This window comes from Enterobacter chinensis (assembly GCF_034008295.1).
Classification (GTDB): Bacteria; Pseudomonadota; Gammaproteobacteria; order Enterobacterales; family Enterobacteriaceae; genus Enterobacter; species Enterobacter chinensis.
The window spans coordinates 149,979-168,844 of sequence record NZ_JARDVI010000008.1 but is presented as its reverse complement, the minus strand read 5'-3'; the positions used below and the strand labels follow the sequence as shown (position 1 = coordinate 168,844).

At 52.7% G+C, this 18,866-nt stretch carries 16 protein-coding genes; 5 read left to right on the top strand and 11 right to left on the bottom strand.

Annotated elements, in window-relative coordinates; all coding sequences use genetic code 11:
• Positions 1 to 1,353: a glutathione-disulfide reductase gene (gorA, locus tag PYW49_RS21455; RefSeq protein WP_320387452.1), complete on the bottom strand. Its 1,353-nt coding sequence runs from the start codon at positions 1,351 to 1,353 to the stop codon at positions 1 to 3.
• 71 nt (positions 1,354 to 1,424) lie between these two features.
• A complete protein-coding gene (locus tag PYW49_RS21450; RefSeq protein WP_320387451.1) occupies positions 1,425 to 2,267 on the bottom strand; it encodes a 23S rRNA (adenine(2030)-N(6))-methyltransferase RlmJ in 843 nt (280 codons plus the stop codon).
• Positions 2,268 to 2,445: 178 nt separating this feature from the next.
• Here PYW49_RS21450 and prlC point away from each other — a divergent pair, with 178 nt between their 5' ends.
• Positions 2,446 to 4,488: an oligopeptidase A gene (prlC, locus tag PYW49_RS21445; protein ID WP_320387450.1), complete on the top strand. Its 2,043-nt coding sequence runs from the start codon at positions 2,446 to 2,448 to the stop codon at positions 4,486 to 4,488.
• 7 nt (positions 4,489 to 4,495) lie between these two features.
• Positions 4,496 to 5,248, top strand: coding sequence for a 16S rRNA (guanine(1516)-N(2))-methyltransferase RsmJ (gene rsmJ / locus PYW49_RS21440; protein WP_320387449.1), 753 nt, complete (start codon positions 4,496 to 4,498; stop codon positions 5,246 to 5,248).
• Between the two features lie 91 nt (positions 5,249 to 5,339).
• Here rsmJ and uspA read toward each other — a convergent pair whose 3' ends face one another.
• On the bottom strand, positions 5,340 to 5,777 hold the full coding sequence (gene uspA, locus PYW49_RS21435; RefSeq protein WP_003861223.1) for a universal stress protein UspA: 438 nt from the start codon (positions 5,775 to 5,777) through the stop codon (positions 5,340 to 5,342).
• A gap of 283 nt (positions 5,778 to 6,060) precedes the next feature.
• Between uspA and uspB the strand changes: the two genes are divergently transcribed.
• A complete protein-coding gene (uspB, locus tag PYW49_RS21430; RefSeq protein ID WP_003861224.1) occupies positions 6,061 to 6,396 on the top strand; it encodes a universal stress protein UspB in 336 nt (111 codons plus the stop codon).
• A gap of 43 nt (positions 6,397 to 6,439) precedes the next feature.
• Here uspB and PYW49_RS21425 read toward each other — a convergent pair whose 3' ends face one another.
• From PYW49_RS21425 to pitA, 3 genes are all read right to left on the bottom strand, one after another.
• A complete protein-coding gene (locus PYW49_RS21425) occupies positions 6,440 to 6,847 on the bottom strand; it encodes a hypothetical protein (protein ID WP_320387448.1) in 408 nt (135 codons plus the stop codon).
• The gene (locus PYW49_RS21420; RefSeq protein WP_029740249.1) at positions 6,825 to 7,214 is read right to left on the bottom strand and encodes a polymorphic toxin type 44 domain-containing protein; all 390 of its coding nucleotides are present in this window, start codon (positions 7,212 to 7,214) and stop codon (positions 6,825 to 6,827) included. The genes PYW49_RS21425 and PYW49_RS21420 overlap by 23 nt, the downstream gene beginning before the upstream one ends.
• A gap of 176 nt (positions 7,215 to 7,390) precedes the next feature.
• A complete protein-coding gene (gene pitA / locus PYW49_RS21415) occupies positions 7,391 to 8,890 on the bottom strand; it encodes an inorganic phosphate transporter PitA (RefSeq protein WP_008503116.1) in 1,500 nt (499 codons plus the stop codon).
• Between the two features lie 228 nt (positions 8,891 to 9,118).
• On the opposite strand from pitA, the gene PYW49_RS21410 reads away from it, so the two are divergent.
• Entirely contained in the window at positions 9,119 to 10,315 is a 1,197-nt protein-coding gene (locus PYW49_RS21410; protein ID WP_134348169.1) for a BaiN/RdsA family NAD(P)/FAD-dependent oxidoreductase, read from the top strand.
• Between the two features lie 57 nt (positions 10,316 to 10,372).
• On the opposite strand, the gene PYW49_RS21405 is transcribed toward PYW49_RS21410, so the two are convergent.
• The 5 genes from PYW49_RS21405 to PYW49_RS21385 form a co-directional block, all read right to left on the bottom strand.
• Positions 10,373 to 12,193, bottom strand: a complete 1,821-nt coding sequence (locus PYW49_RS21405) for an integrin alpha (RefSeq protein ID WP_134348168.1) — start codon at positions 12,191 to 12,193, stop codon at positions 10,373 to 10,375.
• A gap of 108 nt (positions 12,194 to 12,301) precedes the next feature.
• Positions 12,302 to 13,345 (bottom strand): fimbrial protein, encoded by a 1,044-nt coding sequence (locus PYW49_RS21400; RefSeq protein ID WP_320387447.1) that lies wholly within the window; start codon positions 13,343 to 13,345, stop codon positions 12,302 to 12,304.
• Positions 13,346 to 13,371: 26 nt separating this feature from the next.
• Positions 13,372 to 15,864 (bottom strand): fimbria/pilus outer membrane usher protein, encoded by a 2,493-nt coding sequence (locus PYW49_RS21395; protein ID WP_320387446.1) that lies wholly within the window; start codon positions 15,862 to 15,864, stop codon positions 13,372 to 13,374.
• 36 nt (positions 15,865 to 15,900) lie between these two features.
• Positions 15,901 to 16,584 carry a fimbrial biogenesis chaperone gene (locus PYW49_RS21390; protein ID WP_166790913.1) on the bottom strand — a complete coding sequence of 228 codons (684 nt, stop codon included), beginning with the start codon at positions 16,582 to 16,584 and terminating at the stop codon, positions 15,901 to 15,903.
• Between the two features lie 55 nt (positions 16,585 to 16,639).
• On the bottom strand, positions 16,640 to 17,197 hold the full coding sequence (locus PYW49_RS21385) for a fimbrial protein (protein ID WP_134348164.1): 558 nt from the start codon (positions 17,195 to 17,197) through the stop codon (positions 16,640 to 16,642).
• Positions 17,198 to 17,838: 641 nt separating this feature from the next.
• Here PYW49_RS21385 and PYW49_RS21380 point away from each other — a divergent pair.
• Positions 17,839 to 18,864: a TerC/Alx family metal homeostasis membrane protein gene (locus PYW49_RS21380; RefSeq protein ID WP_134348163.1), complete on the top strand. Its 1,026-nt coding sequence runs from the start codon at positions 17,839 to 17,841 to the stop codon at positions 18,862 to 18,864.
• Positions 18,865 to 18,866: the final 2 nt, after the last annotated feature.

The window sequence follows — 18,866 nt, the reverse complement described above, 5'->3', positions numbered from 1 at the left end:
TTATCGCATCGTCACAAACTCTTCCGCCGCCGTTGGGTGGATTGCTACGGTGTTGTCGAAGTCTTTCTTGGTCGCGCCCATCTTCAGCGCTACCGCGAAGCCCTGCAGGATCTCGTCCATGCCGAAGCCAATGCCGTGGATACCGACAATCTTCTCGTCCGGACCCACGCAGACCAGCTTCATGCGGCACGGCTGGCGGTGAGAGGTGACGGCGGTATACATCGCGGTGAACGCCGATTTATACACTTTCACCTGGTCGTCGCCGTACTGCTCGCGCGCCTGCGGCTCGGTTAAGCCGACGGTGCCGATTGGCGGGTGGCTGAAGACGACGGTTGGGATAAGGTTGTAATCCAGATGCTCGTCCGGCTTGTTGTTGAACAGGCGCTCGGAGAGACGACGGCCCGCCGCAACGGCAACCGGGGTCAGCTCAACCGCACCGGTATTATCGCCGACCGCGTAAATGCCCGGTACGCTGGTGTTCTGGAATTTATCAACGACGATGTAGCCTTTTTCGTCGGTTTTCACGCCAGTCACGCCCAGGTTGAAGTTATCGTTCGCCGGTTCACGCCCAATCGCCCAGATCAGGCAATCGACGGTCTGGCTGCGGCCATCTTCCAGCTCCAGGGTCAGGCTGCCGTCTGCATTTTTCACGACCGCTTTTGGTACAGCGTTGGTGTGCAGGGTTGGGCCTTCGGTGTTCATTACTTCAACCAGCGTATCGACGATCAGCGGGTCAAAGCTGCGCAGCGGCGCGTGTTTACGCACGAACAGGTGCGCTTGTGCTCCCAGGCCGTTAATCACACCGGCCAGTTCAACTGCGATGTAACCCGCGCCGACAACGGCAACGCGTTTTGGCAAGGCAGGCAGCTCGAAGAAGCCGTCGGAGTCGATGCCGTATTCTACGCCCGGGATGTTCGGATGGCTCGGGCGGCCACCGGTAGCGATCAGGATGTGATCGGCGGTGATCGTCTCTCCGTTCACTTCGATCGTTTTCGCGTCCACGAAGCGGGCGAAACCGTGGATAACATCGACGTTATTTTTACCCAGCACGTTGTCGTACGAGGTGTGAATACGGTCGATGTAGGCGGTACGGCTGGCGATCAGCTTATCCCAGTCGAAGTGGTTGATGGTGGTATCAAAGCCGTAGTCCGGGCCATACATATGAATAGCTTCACGGATTTGCGCCGCATGCCACATCACTTTTTTCGGTACACAACCCACGTTCACGCAGGTGCCGCCCAGCGCTTTGGCTTCAATCAGCGCGCACTTCTGGCCGTACATGGCTGCACGGTTGATGGAGGCGATGCCGCCGCTGCCGCCGCCGATTGCGATGTAGTCATAATGCTTAGTCATAGCTTTTGTCCTTAATCGTGAATTGCCGCGATTGTATACCTGAAATCAATAGTTTCCACCGATGGCTGCGATTACTCCGGCACGATCCAACTGACGGTCGCGTGGCCTGTACCGGCTGGCACCAGCTTTTTATGCAGCCACGGCAGCACGTTGTTCATTTGCGCTTCAAGCTTCCACGGCGGGTTGATGACGATCATGCCCGAGGCGGTCATGCCGCGCTGGTCGCTGTCCGGACGTACCGCCAGCTCAATTTGCAGGATTTTGCGAATGCCGGTCGCTTCCAGGTCTTTGATCATGCGTTTGATTTGCGCGCGCAGGACCACCGGATACCACAGGGCATACGTTCCGGTGGCGAAGCGTTTGTAGCCTTCGTGGATGCCGGTCACCACCGCCTGATAGTCGGTTTTGATTTCATACGGCGGGTCGATCAGCACCAGGCCGCGACGTGAAACCGGCGGTAGTTTGGCTTTCAGCTGCTGGTAACCGTCGGCTTTTTCCACGCGGGCGCGGTTATCTTTCTGGAATTCAGAACGCAGCAGCGGGAAATCGCTCGGGTGCAGTTCGGTCAGCTGGAGGCTGTCCTGCTCGCGCAGCAGCTGGCGTGCAATCAGCGGTGAGCCTGGGTAGTAGCGCAGCTGGCCGTTGCGGTTGAAGTGATTCACCACGCCAATGTATGGCTCCAGTTCGGCAGGCAGGTCGTCCTGCTGCCAGATGCGGGCGATGCCTTCAAGGTATTCACCGGTGCGCTCGGCATGTTCACCGCTCAGCTGATAACGGCCCGCGCCCGCATGGGTGTCCAGATAGAGAAATGGCTTATCTTTCTCTTTGAGCGATTCGATGATCAGGCTCTGAACGGTATGTTTAAGAACGTCGGCGTGGTTGCCTGCGTGGAAGCTGTGGCGATAACTGAGCATGGGTGATGATTTTCCGCTGAATTGACGATTTTCCACAGTTTACAGCAGAACGGCACAGATTACCCGTAGGCCCGGTAAGCGCGACCATTGAAATCCTCTACACTTAACCCCATTCTAGATCCCATATGCACAGCGCCGGATGCGCGCTTCATTCATCAAATTCAACAGGACAGCGTTTATGACCAATCCATTACTGACGCCTTTTTCGTTGCCACCGTTTTCTAAAATCCTCCCTGAGCATGTGGTTCCAGCCGTTACGCAATCGCTGGACAACTGCCGTGCGGCGGTAGAAAGCGTGGTCGCGCAGGGCGCGCCGTACACCTGGGAAAATCTGTGTCAGCCGCTGGCCGAAGTGGATGACGTTCTGGGGCGTATTTTCTCCCCGGTGAGCCACCTGAATTCGGTAAAAAACAGCCCGGAACTGCGCGAAGCCTACGAGCAAACCCTGCCGCTGCTCTCTGAGTACAGCACCTGGGTCGGCCAGCATGAAGGGCTCTACAAGGCGTATCGCGATCTGCGCGACGGCGACCACTATGCCGAACTGAACACCGCGCAGAAAAAATCCGTCGATAACGCCCTGCGTGATTTCGAGCTTTCCGGGATTGGCCTGCCAAAAGAGAAGCAGACCCGCTACGGTGAAATTGCCGCGCGTCTCTCCGAGCTGGGCAACCAGTACAGCAACAATGTGCTCGACGCTACCATGGGCTGGACGAAGCTGATCACCGACGAAGCGCAGCTAGCCGGAATGCCGGAAAGCGCGCTGGCGGCGGCAAAAGCGCAGGCCGAAGCGAAAGAGCAGGAAGGCTTCCTGTTAACGCTGGATATCCCAAGCTATCTGCCGGTCATGACCTACTGCGACAACCAGGCATTGCGCGAAGAGATGTACCGCGCATACAGCACCCGCGCCTCCGATCAGGGGCCGAATGCCGGTAAATGGGACAACAGCCCGGTGATGGCGGAAATCCTCGCGTTGCGCCACGAGCTGGCACAGCTGCTGGGCTTCGACAGCTACGCCGATAAATCACTCGCCACTAAAATGGCCGAGAACCCGCAGCAGGTGCTCGACTTCCTGACCGATCTTGCGAAACGCGCCCGTCCGCAGGGTGAAAAAGAGCTGGCCCAGCTGCGCGCCTTCGCCAAAGCGGAGTTCAGCGTGGACGAGCTGCAGCCGTGGGACATCGCGTACTACAGCGAAAAACAGAAACAGCACCTCTACAGCATCAGTGACGAGCAGCTGCGCCCGTACTTCCCGGAAAACAAAGCCGTTAACGGCCTGTTTGAAGTGGTGAAACGTATTTACGGCATCACCGCCAAAGAGCGTACCGATATTGACGTCTGGCACCCGGACGTGCGCTTCTTCGAGCTGTATGACGAGAAAAACGAGCTGCGCGGCAGTTTCTACCTCGATCTCTACGCCCGTGAGAACAAGCGCGGCGGGGCGTGGATGGACGACTGCGTTGGCCAGATGCGTAAAGCCGACGGTTCTCTGCAAAAGCCCGTCGCTTACCTGACCTGTAACTTCAACCGCCCGGTGAACGGCAAACCGGCGCTGTTCACCCACGACGAAGTGATTACCCTGTTCCACGAGTTCGGTCACGGTCTGCACCACATGCTGACTCGCATCGAAACCGCAGGCGTGGCCGGTATCAGCGGTGTGCCGTGGGATGCGGTCGAGCTGCCGAGCCAGTTTATGGAAAACTGGTGCTGGGAGCCGGACGCGCTGGCGTTTATCTCCGGCCACTACGAAACCGGCGAACCGCTGCCGAAAGAATTGCTGGATAAAATGCTGGCGGCCAAGAATTACCAGGCGGCGATGTTCATCCTGCGTCAGCTGGAGTTCGGCCTGTTTGACTTCCGTCTGCACGCCGAGTTTAGCCCGGAGCAGGGGGCGAAAATCCTTGAAACCCTGGCCGAGATTAAAAAGCAGGTTGCTGTTATTCCAGGGCCTACCTGGGGCCGCTTCCCGCATGCCTTCAGCCACATCTTCGCAGGCGGCTACGCGGCGGGTTACTACAGCTATCTGTGGGCCGACGTGCTGGCGGCAGATGCCTTCTCTCGTTTCGAAGAAGAGGGGATCTTCAACCGCGAAACCGGTCAGTCGTTCCTCGACAACATCCTGACCCGGGGTGGTTCTGAAGAGCCAATGGTGCTGTTCAAACGCTTCCGTGGCCGTGAGCCGCAGCTGGATGCGATGCTTGAGCACTACGGGATCAAAGGCTGATTGTTACGTGAAGATCTGCTTAGTCGATGAAACAGGCGCCGGAGACGGCGCCTTATCTGTTCTGGCGGCCCGCTGGGGGCTGGAGCACGATGAAGAAAACCCGATGGCGCTGGTGATGACGCCGGAACATCTGGAGTTACGTAAGCGCGACGAACCGAAGCTCGGCGGAATTTTTGTCGATTTTGTCGGCGGCGCCATGGCGCACCGGCGCAAGTTTGGCGGCGGTCGCGGTGAAGCGGTCGCTAAAGCGGTTGGCATCAAAGGAAACTATCTTCCGGACGTGGTTGATGCCACGGCGGGGCTGGGGCGTGATGCGTTTGTGCTGGCGTCTGTCGGCTGCCGCGTGCGGATGCTGGAGCGTAACCCGGTCGTTGCCGCACTGCTCGACGACGGGCTGGCGCGTGGTTACGCGGACCCGGAAATCGGCCCGTGGTTGCAGGAACGGCTACAGCTGATCCACGCCTCCAGCCTGACGGCGCTGACCGATATCACTCCGCGCCCGCAGGTGGTCTATCTCGACCCGATGTTCCCGCATAAGCAGAAAAGCGCGCTGGTGAAGAAAGAGATGCGGGTGTTTCAGTCTCTGGTGGGGCCGGATTTAGATGCAGACGGCCTACTGGAGCCTGCCCGCCTGCTCGCGACGAAGCGGGTGGTGGTGAAGCGCCCTGACTATGCGCCGCCGCTGGCGGACATTGCCACGACCAATGCGGTGACCACCAAAGGGCACCGGTTTGATATTTATTCGGGTACGCCGGAATAAAAAAGCCGGGTGGCGGCTTCGCCTTACCCGGCCTACGTTCAGTGCCATTTGTAGGCCCGGTAAGCGTTAGCGCCACCGGGCTTTTTTGCACTTACTCGTCTTCTTCATCACGCAGTGGAACAATCAGCATATCCACGTGAACGGTATTAATCAGCTGGCGCGCGGAAGACATCAGCTTGCTCCAGAAGTCCTGATGGTGACCGCAAACCACCAGGTCCATGTCATATTTCTTAATCGCATCCACAAGTACCTGACCCAGGTCGCCGCTGCCGCTCAGGGTTTCGGTAATCGGATAACCTGCGTTGGTGGACAGTTCGCTCAGGGCGTGGTGCGTCTCTTCCGAGATGCGTTTCTGCATATCGCCGAGATTCACGTCGATCAGACCGGTATAGAGATCGGAGTAATTCACATCAACGTGAATCAGGGAAACTTTCGCGTTGTAGGGACGTGCCATGGATACCGCTTTATCAACCAGCACTTTGCTCTCCGGAGAGAGGTCTACCGCGATGAGAATGTGTTTGTAAGCCATAGTGTTACTCCTTCCTTAAGTTATCGATGACTAAATGAGAATGCCGTCGTCTGATACTTTCATTACGGCCCAGTTAAACATATTTTTCAAGCTTTGGTGTTGATAACGATTAACCTTGTGGCAAAAAAATTAACGGATCTCCTACACTATTTAATGAGCCGTTCGGATATTAAAACGCGAACCGGATCGAATTTTGGTCATTCTTTCACTGAACTGTCTGTCAGGGCATTGGGGTGCGGTAGCTCAGAAGCCTTGCTTCGTGGGTGGACGCCGGGGAGGATGTATGATTAGCACCGTCGCATTGTTTTGGGCGTTATGCGTAGTTTGCATAGTGAATATGGCGCGCTACTTCTCATCGTTACGTGCGCTGTTAGTGGTACTTCGTGGTTGCGATCCGTTGCTTTATCAATATGTGGACGGTGGAGGTTTCTTCACCTCGCATGGACAGCCCAGCAAGCAGATGCGTCTGGTGGGATATATCTACTACCAGCGCTACCGCGATCATCACGATGAAGAGTTTATCCGTCGTTGCGAGCGCCTGCGTCGTCAGTTCATTTTGACCAGCGCCCTGTGCGGGCTGGTCGTGGTCAGTATGATTGCATTGATGATTTGGCACTGAGTATCACAGCAGGCGGGGAAAGCCCCGCCTTCTTTCATCTGGCTCAGGGTTTAACTGAGAACCGGAGACTGGAGATATTGTTCTCCATCGAAATAACCTTCCCGCTATAGGCAATTTTCACTTCCCCGCTTGTATCAATACTGGCTGCGGTAATCGTGCCTGTACCTTCGATGACAGGATGCTTCATAGCAAGCTGATGGATAATGTCGGTATCTTTCCCTGCGATCTCCCCCGAGAGATAGTAACGGTAGATTGTTGGTACGGTTGTGCCACCCTGATTGCTCACGGTCATATAAAGCCAGACGCTATCGGATAATTTATAAACGCGCTGTAGCTCATCGCTATTTCGCTGATTGGGCTGATGGTTTAACCAGAGAAATCCAATGACCAGAACCAGAAGCGAAACGGTAACAAGGCGATGAATCCATTTAATAGCCGTTTTGAATGGCATACTCTATTCCTTCTCTGATGTTGCGTTGGTCCGTTGGGTCGTCTCCGTAAGGTGGCTTTTCGTACCATTTTCCCCATTCCGGTTTTGAGGTACCTGCCCGGCCTTGAGCCCAGCCTGCGCCCATAAGAAGGATGTTTGCAGGGATACCTGCCGCAGTACCTGCGGCTCCGAAGTTGAAGTTACCAAATGCAGCAAAATAAGGGTCGAATTTTTTATAATCCCAGGGACCGCCATTTCGGACTTTTTGGTAGAACCAATAATACGTTGAGGGCGTGGCCATATTGCGTGACATTCCGTTAAGGCGTGCCTCACGCATATTGTTCGCTATAACGATTGAACCCGGTCCTGAGATAGGGACAGAAGCCATACATTCTCCTTTGTCTGGATTTATCTTCTGGCCGCCATGATAGTTTTTTCTGTGTTTTGAAATTGAGCAAAAAATGTTCAGAAAATCCTCATGTTATCAAACACCTCATGGCAAATAGCAGCCATAAAAAAAGCGGGTCAGTTTCCTGACCCGCTTTTTTTGTCGCACTCAACCGATTAGATCAGCTTCAGCGAAATCCAGTACAAGCCACCAGACAGCAGGATGGATGCCGGAAGGGTAAACACCCAGGCCATCAGAATGTTGGTCACGGTTTTGCGCTGCAGACCGCCACCGTCAACAATCATGGTACCTGCCACGGACGAGGAGAGTACGTGGGTCGTTGAGACAGGCATACCGGTATAGCTTGCCAGACCGATAGAAACTGCCGCCGTCATCTGCGCGGACATACCCTGCGCATAGGTCATGCCTTTCTTACCGATCTTCTCGCCGATGGTGGTCGCCACACGACGCCAGCCAATCATTGTACCGATACCCAGCGCCAGCGCGACGGCCATGATGATCCAGATTGGCGCGTACTCAATGGTGTTGAGCATATCGCCTTTCAGTTTCTTCAGGAGGCGCTGGTCGTCAGCATTCACGTCAGGCAACTTCGCCACTTTATCCGTCACATCAGAGATGCACAGCATAATGCGACGCAGCTGACCACGCTGCTCAACGGTCAGTTTGTCATAACTTTCGATATTACCCAGCATGCCTTTCGCACGTTCCAGCGCGTTAATCGCGTTTGCCGGATGGCAATGGAACTCGCCTGGTGCAGTCGTCGCACCCGCTTCCGGAGAAGGGATTAACTGGTCAACGCCGGTCGCCTTCTTCAGCAGTTCGGGATGCTGCTGGAAGTAGGTTTCAACGTTGTTCACTGCATCACGGGTACGGGTGATTTCGTAGCCGGAAGCATTCATGTTGACCACGAATCCTGCCGGAGCGACGCCAATCAGTACCAGCATCACCAGACCAATGCCTTTCTGACCATCGTTCGCGCCGTGTGAGAAAGCCACGCCGATAGCGGAAATGATCAGAGCAATACGCGTCCAGAATGGCGGCTTTTTCTTGCCGTCTTTCTTTTCACGCTCTGCTGGCGTCAGGTGAATACGGGAGCGTTTTTTGGTGTTGCTCCAGTAACGACGCAGGATGAAGATCAACCCGCCAGCCACCACCAGACCCACGATAGGGGAGACGATGAGTGAGGCAAAGATCCCCAGTACTTTCGGGATATTTAACGCATCAACAACCGATGTACCGGTCATCAGGGCATTCGTTAACCCGATACCGATAATCGCGCCGATGAGGGTGTGAGAACTGGATGCAGGCAGGCCGAAATACCAGGTACCGAGGTTCCAGATAATTGCAGCAAGCAGCATTGAGAACACCATAGCGAGGCCATGGCCAGAACTAACGTTAAGCAGCAGATCCGTTGGCAGCATATGCACGATCGCATACGCAACGCTCAGTCCGCCCAGGAGAACACCAAAAAAGTTAAATACTGCCGCCATAACAACCGCAAGCTGCGATCGCATTGCGCGAGTGTAAATAACCGTTGCGACTGCATTTGCAGTGTCGTGGAAGCCGTTGATCGCTTCGTAAAACAGTACAAAAACCAGAGCAAGCAATAATAAAAGCCCGGTATGTAAATCCAGGCCGGCAAACAAATGTAGCATAGGACGTTACGCCATTTTGAGGACATGAACGCGGCGCATTATCCAGGACAAATGCACGGCGGGCAAAGTGAAATATAGACTTTTTTTGACATACCACCTGATTTGGGAAAAGTGCCTGAAAGGATATTCTTTAAATTTCAATGGAATGGCTTTGTAATATCTTTTTACGCTGGTGTGACCACAGAGGAAACTTTACAATCCGCGGCAGTTAACCAAGAGGATTTTGACGTGGAAAGGTTTGATGCCGTGGTAATTGGCGCCGGTGCGGCGGGTATGTTTTGTGCGGCGATGGCCGGACAGGCGGGTCGTCGCGTGCTGTTGCTGGATAACGGTAAAAAGCCAGGTCGTAAGATCCTGATGTCCGGCGGCGGGCGCTGCAACTTTACTAACCTGTATGTAGAGCCCGCGGCTTATCTGAGCCAGAACCGGCATTTTTGCAAATCTGCGCTGGCGCGTTACACCCAGTGGGACTTTATCGAACTCGTGGGTAAGCACGGCATCGCGTGGCATGAGAAGACGCTGGGTCAGCTGTTCTGCGACGATTCCGCGCAGCAGATTGTCGATATGCTGGTAGCCGAGTGCGAAAAGGGCGGCGTGGTGATGCGCCTGCGCACGGAGGTGCTGGAGGTTGCCCGTGATGAACAGGGTTACACGCTGCAGCTCAACGGTGAAAGCGTCAGTGCCGATAACCTGGTGATCGCCAGCGGCGGGCTTTCCATGCCGGGGCTGGGTGCATCCCCGTTCGGCTATAAGATTGCGGAGCAGTTTGGCCTGAAGGTGCTGCCGACCCGCGCCGGTCTGGTGCCATTTACGCTGCATAAACCGCTGCTGGAACAGCTCCAGACGCTCTCCGGTGTGTCTGTTCCGTCAGTGATTACCGCTGAAGACGGTACGGTGTTCCGTGAAAATCTGCTCTTTACCCATCGCGGCCTCTCCGGCCCGGCGGTGCTACAAATTTCCAGCTACTGGCAGCCGGGGGAGTTTGTCACGGTTAACCTGCTTCCCGATTGCGATCTGGACGCGTTTCTCGACGAGCAACGTGCGGCGCACCCTAATCAAAGCCTGAAAAACACGCTGGCAATGCAGCTGCCAAAACGTCTGGTGGAATGTTTGCAGGTGCTGGGGCAGATCCCGGACGTGTCGCTCAGGCAACTTAACAGCCGCGAGCAGGAAACGCTGGTCGAGACGCTGACAAACTGGCGCGTGCAGCCAAACGGCACCGAAGGCTACCGCACGGCGGAAGTGACGCTGGGTGGAGTCGATACGAATGAACTCTCTTCCCGCACCATGGAAGCCCGCAACGTGCCGGGGCTCTATTTTATTGGCGAAGTGATGGACGTTACCGGCTGGCTCGGCGGGTACAACTTCCAGTGGGCATGGGCAAGTGCCTGGGCGTGTGCGCAGGCGCTGCAAAATGCGCAATAAATTGCCGGGGAATGATGTTTCCCCGGCAGCGTTGCTGTAATTCAGGTGATGTAAGAATTAATCCGGGATGATGTAATCCGCAATGCGGAAGGTCACTTTACCCGTCCAGCTGTTATCCCGGTAAGAACCAATGGCGAGACTATCCTGCGTAAAGCCATTGAAATTCCCGGCAGCGATAGAGGCGCCAAATTTTTCATACTGATTTTTACCCCAGTAGACTTTCGCAACGCCTTCACTCACCAGCGTACTAATATTGATCATGCCTTCATCATCTGCGTAATCATCCAGGCTTTTGCCTCCGTTGATCACATACACGGCGCCAACCTGAGTGCCGCTGGAGTTCAGCGCATTTGGATCGCCAATCACCAGATCCTTCTTGCCGTCGCCGTTCAGATCCACATTACCGAGAATGCTATTCCCGAACCCTGCCAGTTTGCTGCCTGGTCTGTCGGCGTAGATAGCATAGCCATCCCGCACGCTGAAACTCTTGTTGAAGTTCAGACGTGTGTGCGCCGCATCAAGGAACAGGGAAGATGGCAACTTACTGCCGTCGGTCTTACCTTTAATAATCCAGACCAGTCCGGAACGTTTTTTATCGATGCCAATGTCGGCAGGGGCGCTAATCGCAAAAGCGTTATAGTGAGTACTCAGGAAGTTACCTAACGGCGTGATGGTGCCGTTATTGGGCTTATCCTGCGTGTACGCGCTATGATCGTTATTCCCTTCACCACCTCCTGACTGGCCGCCAAGGAAAGCGTTCCCCATACCGTGGATACGGGTCGCCTGCGTGGCGTTTAACGAGGCGATGTCGAGATTCCCCTGGTTGAAACTGCTGCCGTAGACGAGATATGCCGTGCCGCGTCCGCTAATGCCACTGTTGTCGGAAACGCGGCCTTCATTGACGGATTCCGGGTCGACTATCAGATAATCACTGAAGCCATCGCCGTTAATATCCCCCACATCGCTGATCTGCTGACCCAGGTTGTAATTAAGCGGTTTATCCGGACCGTTGGTAGCGGTCATTTGCGGACGAATATAGGCGCCGGTCGCGGCAGGGATTTCCCAGTCGCCCAGATTGTTGCGCTTAATATCAATGTTCTGCCACTGGTCGCCTGCTTTTTGGGCGCCGTAGATAATCACTGCGCCACCGCGTCCGCCAGTGCCTTCGATATCGCCGATAGCGAGATCGACCATCTTGTTAGCGACGGCAGAATTTTTATATTTAATTGGCCCTACTGCAGCACCAAACCAGCCGCCGGTATTAGCATTGCCTGAAGCATTCACCGTACGGATGCGAATGCCCACGCGAGAGTTGCCGTTATCGATATCATTGAGGTCTATCTGATTAGAAAGACGCGCGCCTGTGCGGTGGTGTGGCCCGCCCCAGATGATATATACCTGGTCATGCCAGTGGGAAGCGATCGCTAAATCGTCATATCCATCACCGTTAATATCCCCAATTTTGCGTACCGCGACGCCCATCCATTTTGTGGTGACTGAGCCCGGTTTATTCGCTTTATTACTGTGGATAATTTTAAGCGCGTTTTGCGGATCGAATTCACCTACGTTATTCACTTCCTGCATGGTTTTTCCACCGGAAGTCCCGAAAATAACGTACGCGATCCCTTTCGCATCATCCCCCCAGGGGGCCGTAATCACAATATCTTCGCCCGCGATATGCGTGCCATTGTCTTTATCGGAAAACTTACCGATCGTGGTCATTGTCATACCGAAATAGTCTTTACTCTTTTCACCTTTGATAGCGAAAGGGGCAGAGTAGGGCTCGATATCGCTGGCAATGACCTGAGATGCCGTGAAGCCTGTACCTAATAAGGCTGCAACGCAAAGTGCTACACGCGTTTTACTTTTTAGTTTCATGCTATATATCCTTATACAAATCCATTTTTAAATACCCGGCAACTCATTTCTATAGCGCCATGAGTTGCAATGAAATAAGACGTTTCTTTAGTGGATTAAGTTTTTTCTTTATTTGAACTCGAAATCCAGGGTTGATGTGGCTTCAAATTTTCCCGGTTCTGGAGATTTTTCTCCCTGTTGCACGGGCGTTGCTGTAATCGTGACATTACCCTCCTGTGTCGGAATGGCCGGACTGCTGCCATCAATTTTATTACCGTTATGTTTTAGTTTTATTCCTAAATCGCTGCGAACCCCTTCATCATTATGGGTTTTGATAAAGCCGGAACCATTAAAATCGGAAGTGCGGAATTTAATACTCACTTTGCTGACATCATCAGGATTTTTGCAACTGACGTGAATATCAAAGTCTTTTTCCTTTTTGGCGGCTTCGGGCTTAAATTCATTTACTGAGATATCGCCAAACGGGACGTTAATGATTTGTCCATCATTAATAGTGCATTGTGGTGGAATATCAATTGACAATTGAAAATTGAGTTTAACAAAGGGCCTGGAGCGGTCAAAACTACCTGTCTGTTTTTTGGCATAAATGGTAACTAATTCCTGCATAGGAATTTCAATACGGCCCGAAGGAAGCGGTTTAGTTAATTCTAGTGAGACGGTTCCGTTGGAGCCGGTTGCGAACGGATAAGCATCGTTATTATCATCACAATTATTTTTCTCAATATGCCCATTATCAACACCAGCAGTGTTACTTAAATCAACAGGGACTGTTCTTAAATCATCTTTTCCGCCAAGGGCTACATTAATGCCGATATTGATACCCTTGTCCACATCCAGGGGATAATAGATAAAGTCTGCGCTACGTTTACCGCCTCCTGAACCCAGTTTAGAACTTGTAAATAGAAATAATATACTCTCTGCCACGTTGGAGTCTCTGCAGAAGCAGATACCATCAAAATTACCTTTATTCTTCCATGGTGATTGAGTTATGCCGGGAACGTCGTCGGCAGTCAGGTTTTCGATAATATCAAAGTTGTGCGCCACGCCTGATACAGTTGATGTCGGCCAGCAGCTCCCTTCTACAGCGGCAAAGGCAGGCGATCCTATAAATCCACCTGCGGCCAGGCAAACGAATAACGCTAATTTTTTCATGATTAATTCCTTAAATCATTAACGGGTTATTTGCAGGTTTGCGCTAACTGCACAATTCCGCTAATCGTGGGTTCCTGCCCAGAAAGCTGATAGTGAACCTGGCAACGCTGATCGGGTTTCTTACCCCAGCTCACGTCTAACGTCCCTTTTTCCGCCATCCCGGTGAGGAATACGCTCCCTTCATCACCCACAATGCTGCTGGTTGTGTTTTGAGAAACAATAGCGCCGAACGGAACGGGTTTGCCCTGCGCATCTGTCAGCGTCATCATCAGGCGTTTACCCACCGCAGTGGTAAAACGTGCCCGAACGATGGCTCCCCGGGTGGGAACAACTTTATGGCTATTGCTTTCCAGCTCAACATCATCTGGCAGCGTGTCGGGTCTCAGCTGGATTGTGCTCTCCTGATAAGGGGTCAGGTAAGGCACCACGGCATAGCCCCGGGAGTCGGTGCGCACGCCAACGTGGTTACGGACGCTGACGCCCGCTGCATCCGGCGCTTCAACCAGGGCGACCGTTTCACCCAGCGACTGCGCCAGCGTGACGCCATGCGGGTGAACCAGCACGCCCCCTCGCAGGTTGTAATTCAGCCGCTGTGCGTCCCGGCTATAGCCATACCCGGCGCCAACCTGCGCATAACGTCCGCTATAGCTGAGTGATGCATCGCTGCTGTTTGTCTGGCTGCCAGAGGTGATGTTCTGCTGTACGCTCCAGTTAAGGTTATTGTCCTCAAGGGCACTGCCGCTAAGGGAAACGCTGTGGCCAGGCGAGCGTTTTTCTGCTGCGGAAAAGGTATAACCGGCACGCGTGGAGCGGAGCCATTTGTCCAGCGGAACGCTCATGCTGAGGCTAAACAGGTTGTCCTGGTTATAACGACGCTGGTTGTCCTCTTTTGTTACGTTCAGATAGTGGCTGTAATTCAGGCTATAGCTGATACCGTTCCAGCTATTGCCATAGCCCAGCGTGGCGGAGGTCGTGCGTTTGTGGCTGGTGTGGTAGTCCTCGCTGACCAGCATGGCGGAGAGATAGCCAAGGCTTTCTCCCAGGTTTTGGTTTAGCGTCAGTTCTGTACGGCTACGGCGTCGATCCGGGAGCCAGTTCTGCGAGTTGTAGCTGCCCAGCGTTTCACCCAGCGTGTAGTAATCGGACGTCGAGTAGCGATAACCCGCAATCGCAACGTTAGTGCCGGTAGACAGCAGGCTTTTGTTGTAGCGAAGGCGTAGCGATTGGCCCCGGTTTTTCTCTGCCTGCCTGGTGGTTGCCCAGGCCTGGGTAATATCGAAGGACAGTGCGCCAAAATCGCCCATGTTTTTACCCATGCCAAAGAGCAGGGACTGATATTGACTGGCGGCCTGCATGCCGCCGTATACCGAGGTTTCCCACGGAAGACCGTAAATCAGGCTCCCTTGTGAAAACAGGGCATTCTCAGCATCGCTGCTGCTGGAACGATAGGTACCGCTAATAACTTCATATTTGAATTGACCTTCCCGCTGCATAACCGCTAACGAGGCGTAAGGCACTAAAGAGACTTGCTCGCTGCCATCCGCCTCTTTCACCACAACTTTCAGCTCGCCGCTGCTGCCGAGGTAAAGATCGTTAATGACAAATTCACCTGGCGGTACATAGCTTTGATAAATGCTATAGCCGTTCTGAAAAATAGTGACCTGGGCATTGGTACGGGCAATACCGCGGATCACGGGAGCATAGCCCCGCAGGCTGCCCGGAAGCATCTGCTCATCCGAGTAAAGCTGAACGCCACGAAACGGGGTGCTATCAAAGACTTCAGCGGTAGAGCTATTATCTCCGACAATCAGCTGGCTATTCAGGGTGCTGATATCACGCTGCAGATAGGTATAAATTGATTCCCAGCGGCCGGCTTGCCCCTGGCTATTGCTCCAGGTCGAAAAATTGCGTAAACGCCATGGGCCAACATTCAGACCCGGACGCAGGCTAAGATACTGGCTGTCGGTTCCCGAACCATTGTTTGAGGTCCAGCTGGCGCCGCTGTAGTTGTAGCTGAGCGTCAGGCCCGGAATTCCCTGCTCCCGACGTGCGGGATCGATGTAGCCGTGAGCCTGGCTGTCCAGCGCCGCCTGAGGGATGCTAAGTCTTAACGCCTGCTCACTGAAGTCAAACTCGCTGCTCGCCTGTGGGATCGCCGCCAGTTTCGCGCAGCCCTGAGTATCATCCTGCAGCAACGGGAAGGCCGACGTTTTTACACCAAACGACTGAAGCGTTTCCTTGCTAAGGCACGGAGCCAGAATATTTTTATGCTGCGCATTCTCTTCGAGTCGAAACGCAATATCACGCGTGTCGATCATTTTATTGTTAACAAAGAGATCAACACGATAAATGCCGGGTGTCTGGCTATTTTTATTCTCAAAGAGAGAAAGATCGACAGCGGTACGTGGCGCACCACCTGTTTCCAGAAAGGCCGGGTCGAAATAATCACTGGCGTATAATGCGCTGGGTAATATCCAGGCAAAGCAAAGCGCTGGACGAATGCCCCAAAATATAGTCATGAAAAATACCCCTGCGAGGTTATTGCGTTAAAATCGTTATTCTATTTTTTGTGTTATTAGCTGGCTGTTGCCGCCATAATCATTGATATATTTCCAATGTACGCTTGCGTTGTTTGTCAGTAGTATATTATTTAGCGTGAATGCTTTACTGCTTTTAGGTGCCAACAGATCAAACTCTGACCATTTTTTGTTATTGATCGTCACCTCCGCAAATGAGATGTGATAAGAAGAATTATTGCGTACGATGAGTTTGTTATTTTCAACTGACCACTGAACATTCTTGCTAATTTCTCCCGGTTCATCCGCTAAATTCGCAGGGCGATAAAATAACTTGATCCGAGTATTAACGGCGATTTGCAGTTTGTTGACATCCTCTCTTGAGGAGGACGGGATCGATTTCACGTTGAGCCAGAAAAGCGACTCGCGATCCCGCGGCAACGCGGTGCCGTTATAGATAATACGTAGTGCATTGGCTTTACCACCATCAAGGCGAAAAAGTGGTGGGGTCACAATAAACGGGGCTTTGGTTCCCTGTGAATCATTGCCCTGTACCCAGCTCTGCACCAGGAAAGGGCTGTCAGTATTGTTTCTGACGTTAATATTGCTCTCTTTCTTGTCAGCATTATATACCACTCGCGTATTCGATAAGGTCACACTGGCGTGTGACAAACAAGAGCCAAAGAGCAAGGCCAGCAGCGTCAGGTAGCGTTTCCTTAACATAAAACATCCTTGCATTCCGGGCTATTATCCACAGCCCGGAACTGAGTTGAGTAATTTATTTATAGATAATGGTGTAATCCGCAACCGCATCTGCTTTACCGGCGGTCACAGTATCAATGGTTGATTTATAACGGGCTGAATAAAGCAGGGTGGCCGTACCCGCGGTGCCGGCACCGGTAATAGGGATAAATTTATTTGGATTTTCGCCCAGTTTCAGAGAGGTTCCATCTTCATTCAGGAATTCAATACCCAAACCCGTTGCGGCGTCGCCGCCGGTTTTAAGCGCGAGCAGATTGTTATCATTAGAATCATAAGCACCACCAAATCGTGCTCCGGCTTCTTTAAGGACGGCGGTATCGCAGTTAGACAGATCAATCTGGATGCGGTGAATACCCGCAACATCCCCTTTTTCTTTAAATGCCGAAGACGAGATGGTGCCCATTTGAATCGTTGGGTTACCTCCCTGACCATTAATATCGACATCACAGGTGCTCGCGGTAATGGTGCCCGTGAAATTGATTTGACCTGCACCTTTACCGGGATCTGCCGCATGGCTGGAAGGGCTGGCAACGGCGGCCAATAATAATCCCATGGCAATGACGGATTTATTCATCTTTAAACTATTCCTCAGTGTGTAAATGTTAGAACATTATTATTTCAGGTTAGTAACTCAATAGAGTTATTGTGACCGCGATATGCGGATATTCCGTTAATGCGAAAAGTTAACGTTGATATTCATAGTTGCTTATCAGTACGTGTGAATAATTTCCATCATCAAAAGTCTTAAAATAGGTGGTGTCAGGTTATCAAGCGCTTTTAGAAAATAAAGTGAGAACGCTATGATTTGACTTTTGTTCTTTATAAATCAATAAGTTGCGTTTAATTTTTCATGATTTTATCAGCATTTTCTCGTGAGAAACTTACGGCTTATTTACTACTTCCTGGGTATCGGGTGCTGTTCTGATAATAAAATTCTCAGAACAATGAAAGAATAATATACGGAAGAACAGTTTGCTTTTTTAAAAATGTGGAGATAAACAGTTTCACCGCCGTAACGTAGTTCGTCCATATCTCAGTGTGCTATGCGTTGTTTTATCTGTTTCGAACTGGATGTTTTTAACATTGCATTTACATTGCCGGACGGGTACGAAGAAGTGTTATTATTATTTGCTTGCCCGGTGATATGGGCGTTTTCTTCTTTTTGCTGCAAACGTTATCTCTGCCATCGCGCAGATGAATGTTAAGGATAGATTCATGGTTTCTGCTCATCTCGGTTTCCCAACTGAAACCGTTGTCGTTTTCGTCGTCATGGCTGTTGGGGCGATGTTCATCGACCTCTTCATGCACCGTCACGATAAACCTGTCTCGCTGAAAAGCGCGGCGATGTGGTCCATCTTCTGGGTGATGATGGCGATGGTGTTCGCCGGGTTCCTGTATGTTCACCACGGTGCAGAGATGGCGAGCCTGTTCCTCACCGGCTATGCGCTGGAAGAGGTGCTTTCCGTCGATAATCTGTTTGTGATGATGGCGATTTTTGCCTGGTTCGGCGTGCCGGATAAGTATCGCCACCGCGTGCTCTACTGGGGCGTGCTGGGGGCGATAGTGTTCCGCGGCATCTTTGTGGCGATTGGGACAAGCCTGTTGAGTCTGGGGCCTTATGTAGAAGTGATCTTCGCGCTGGTCGTCGGCTGGACGGCGGTGATGATGCTCAAACGCAATGAAGAGAGTGACGAAGTGGAAGATTACTCGGGTCATCTCGCTTATCGCCTGGTGAAACGCTTCTATCCTGTCTGGCCGAAAATCAGCAGCAATGCCTTTATTCTGACGCAGAAAGAGGTGGATGCGGAGCTTGAAAAACCGGAAAACCAGGACGTGATGGTGGGACGCGTGAAGAAGGCGAAACGCTATGCGACGCCGCTGCTGCTTTGCGTGGCCGTCGTTGAGCTCTCTGATGTGATGTTCGCGTTTGACTCCGTGCCGGCCATTATTGCCGTGAGCCGCGAACCGCTGATTATCTATAGCGCTATGATGTTCGCCATTCTCGGCCTGCGTACGCTCTACTTCGTTCTGGAAGCGCTGAAGCAGTACCTGGTGCACCTCGAAAAAGCCGTCGTGCTGCTGCTGTTCTTCGTGGCGTTCAAGCTGGGATTAAATGCCACCGATCACTTCTGGCATCACGGTTACAACATTGGGGCCACGGCAAGTCTGTTTGTCGTGCTCGGCGTGCTGGCGCTGGGGATTATTGCGAGCGTGATGTTCCCTGGGAAACGTACTGCCTGATG

Bases quoted from the DNA above. Each gene is read 5' to 3' on its own strand.
- PYW49_RS21390 (WP_166790913.1), bottom strand. From the start codon at position 16,584: ATGTTAAGGAAACGCTACCTGACGCTGCTGGCCTTGCTCTTTGGCTCT.
- PYW49_RS21405 (WP_134348168.1), bottom strand. From the start codon at position 12,193: ATGAAACTAAAAAGTAAAACGCGTGTAGCACTTTGCGTTGCAGCCTTA.
- PYW49_RS21450 (WP_320387451.1), bottom strand. From the start codon at position 2,267: ATGCTCAGTTATCGCCACAGCTTCCACGCAGGCAACCACGCCGACGTT.
- uspB (WP_003861224.1), top strand. From the start codon at position 6,061: ATGATTAGCACCGTCGCATTGTTTTGGGCGTTATGCGTAGTTTGCATA.
- prlC (WP_320387450.1), top strand. From the start codon at position 2,446: ATGACCAATCCATTACTGACGCCTTTTTCGTTGCCACCGTTTTCTAAA.
- PYW49_RS21395 (WP_320387446.1), bottom strand. From the start codon at position 15,864: ATGACTATATTTTGGGGCATTCGTCCAGCGCTTTGCTTTGCCTGGATA.
- PYW49_RS21420 (WP_029740249.1), bottom strand. From the start codon at position 7,214: ATGGCTTCTGTCCCTATCTCAGGACCGGGTTCAATCGTTATAGCGAAC.
- uspA (WP_003861223.1), bottom strand. From the start codon at position 5,777: ATGGCTTACAAACACATTCTCATCGCGGTAGACCTCTCTCCGGAGAGC.
- gorA (WP_320387452.1), bottom strand. From the start codon at position 1,353: ATGACTAAGCATTATGACTACATCGCAATCGGCGGCGGCAGCGGCGGC.
- PYW49_RS21380 (WP_134348163.1), top strand. From the start codon at position 17,839: ATGGTTTCTGCTCATCTCGGTTTCCCAACTGAAACCGTTGTCGTTTTC.
- pitA (WP_008503116.1), bottom strand. From the start codon at position 8,890: ATGCTACATTTGTTTGCCGGCCTGGATTTACATACCGGGCTTTTATTA.
- PYW49_RS21425 (WP_320387448.1), bottom strand. From the start codon at position 6,847: ATGCCATTCAAAACGGCTATTAAATGGATTCATCGCCTTGTTACCGTT.
- PYW49_RS21400 (WP_320387447.1), bottom strand. From the start codon at position 13,345: ATGAAAAAATTAGCGTTATTCGTTTGCCTGGCCGCAGGTGGATTTATA.
- PYW49_RS21385 (WP_134348164.1), bottom strand. From the start codon at position 17,197: ATGAATAAATCCGTCATTGCCATGGGATTATTATTGGCCGCCGTTGCC.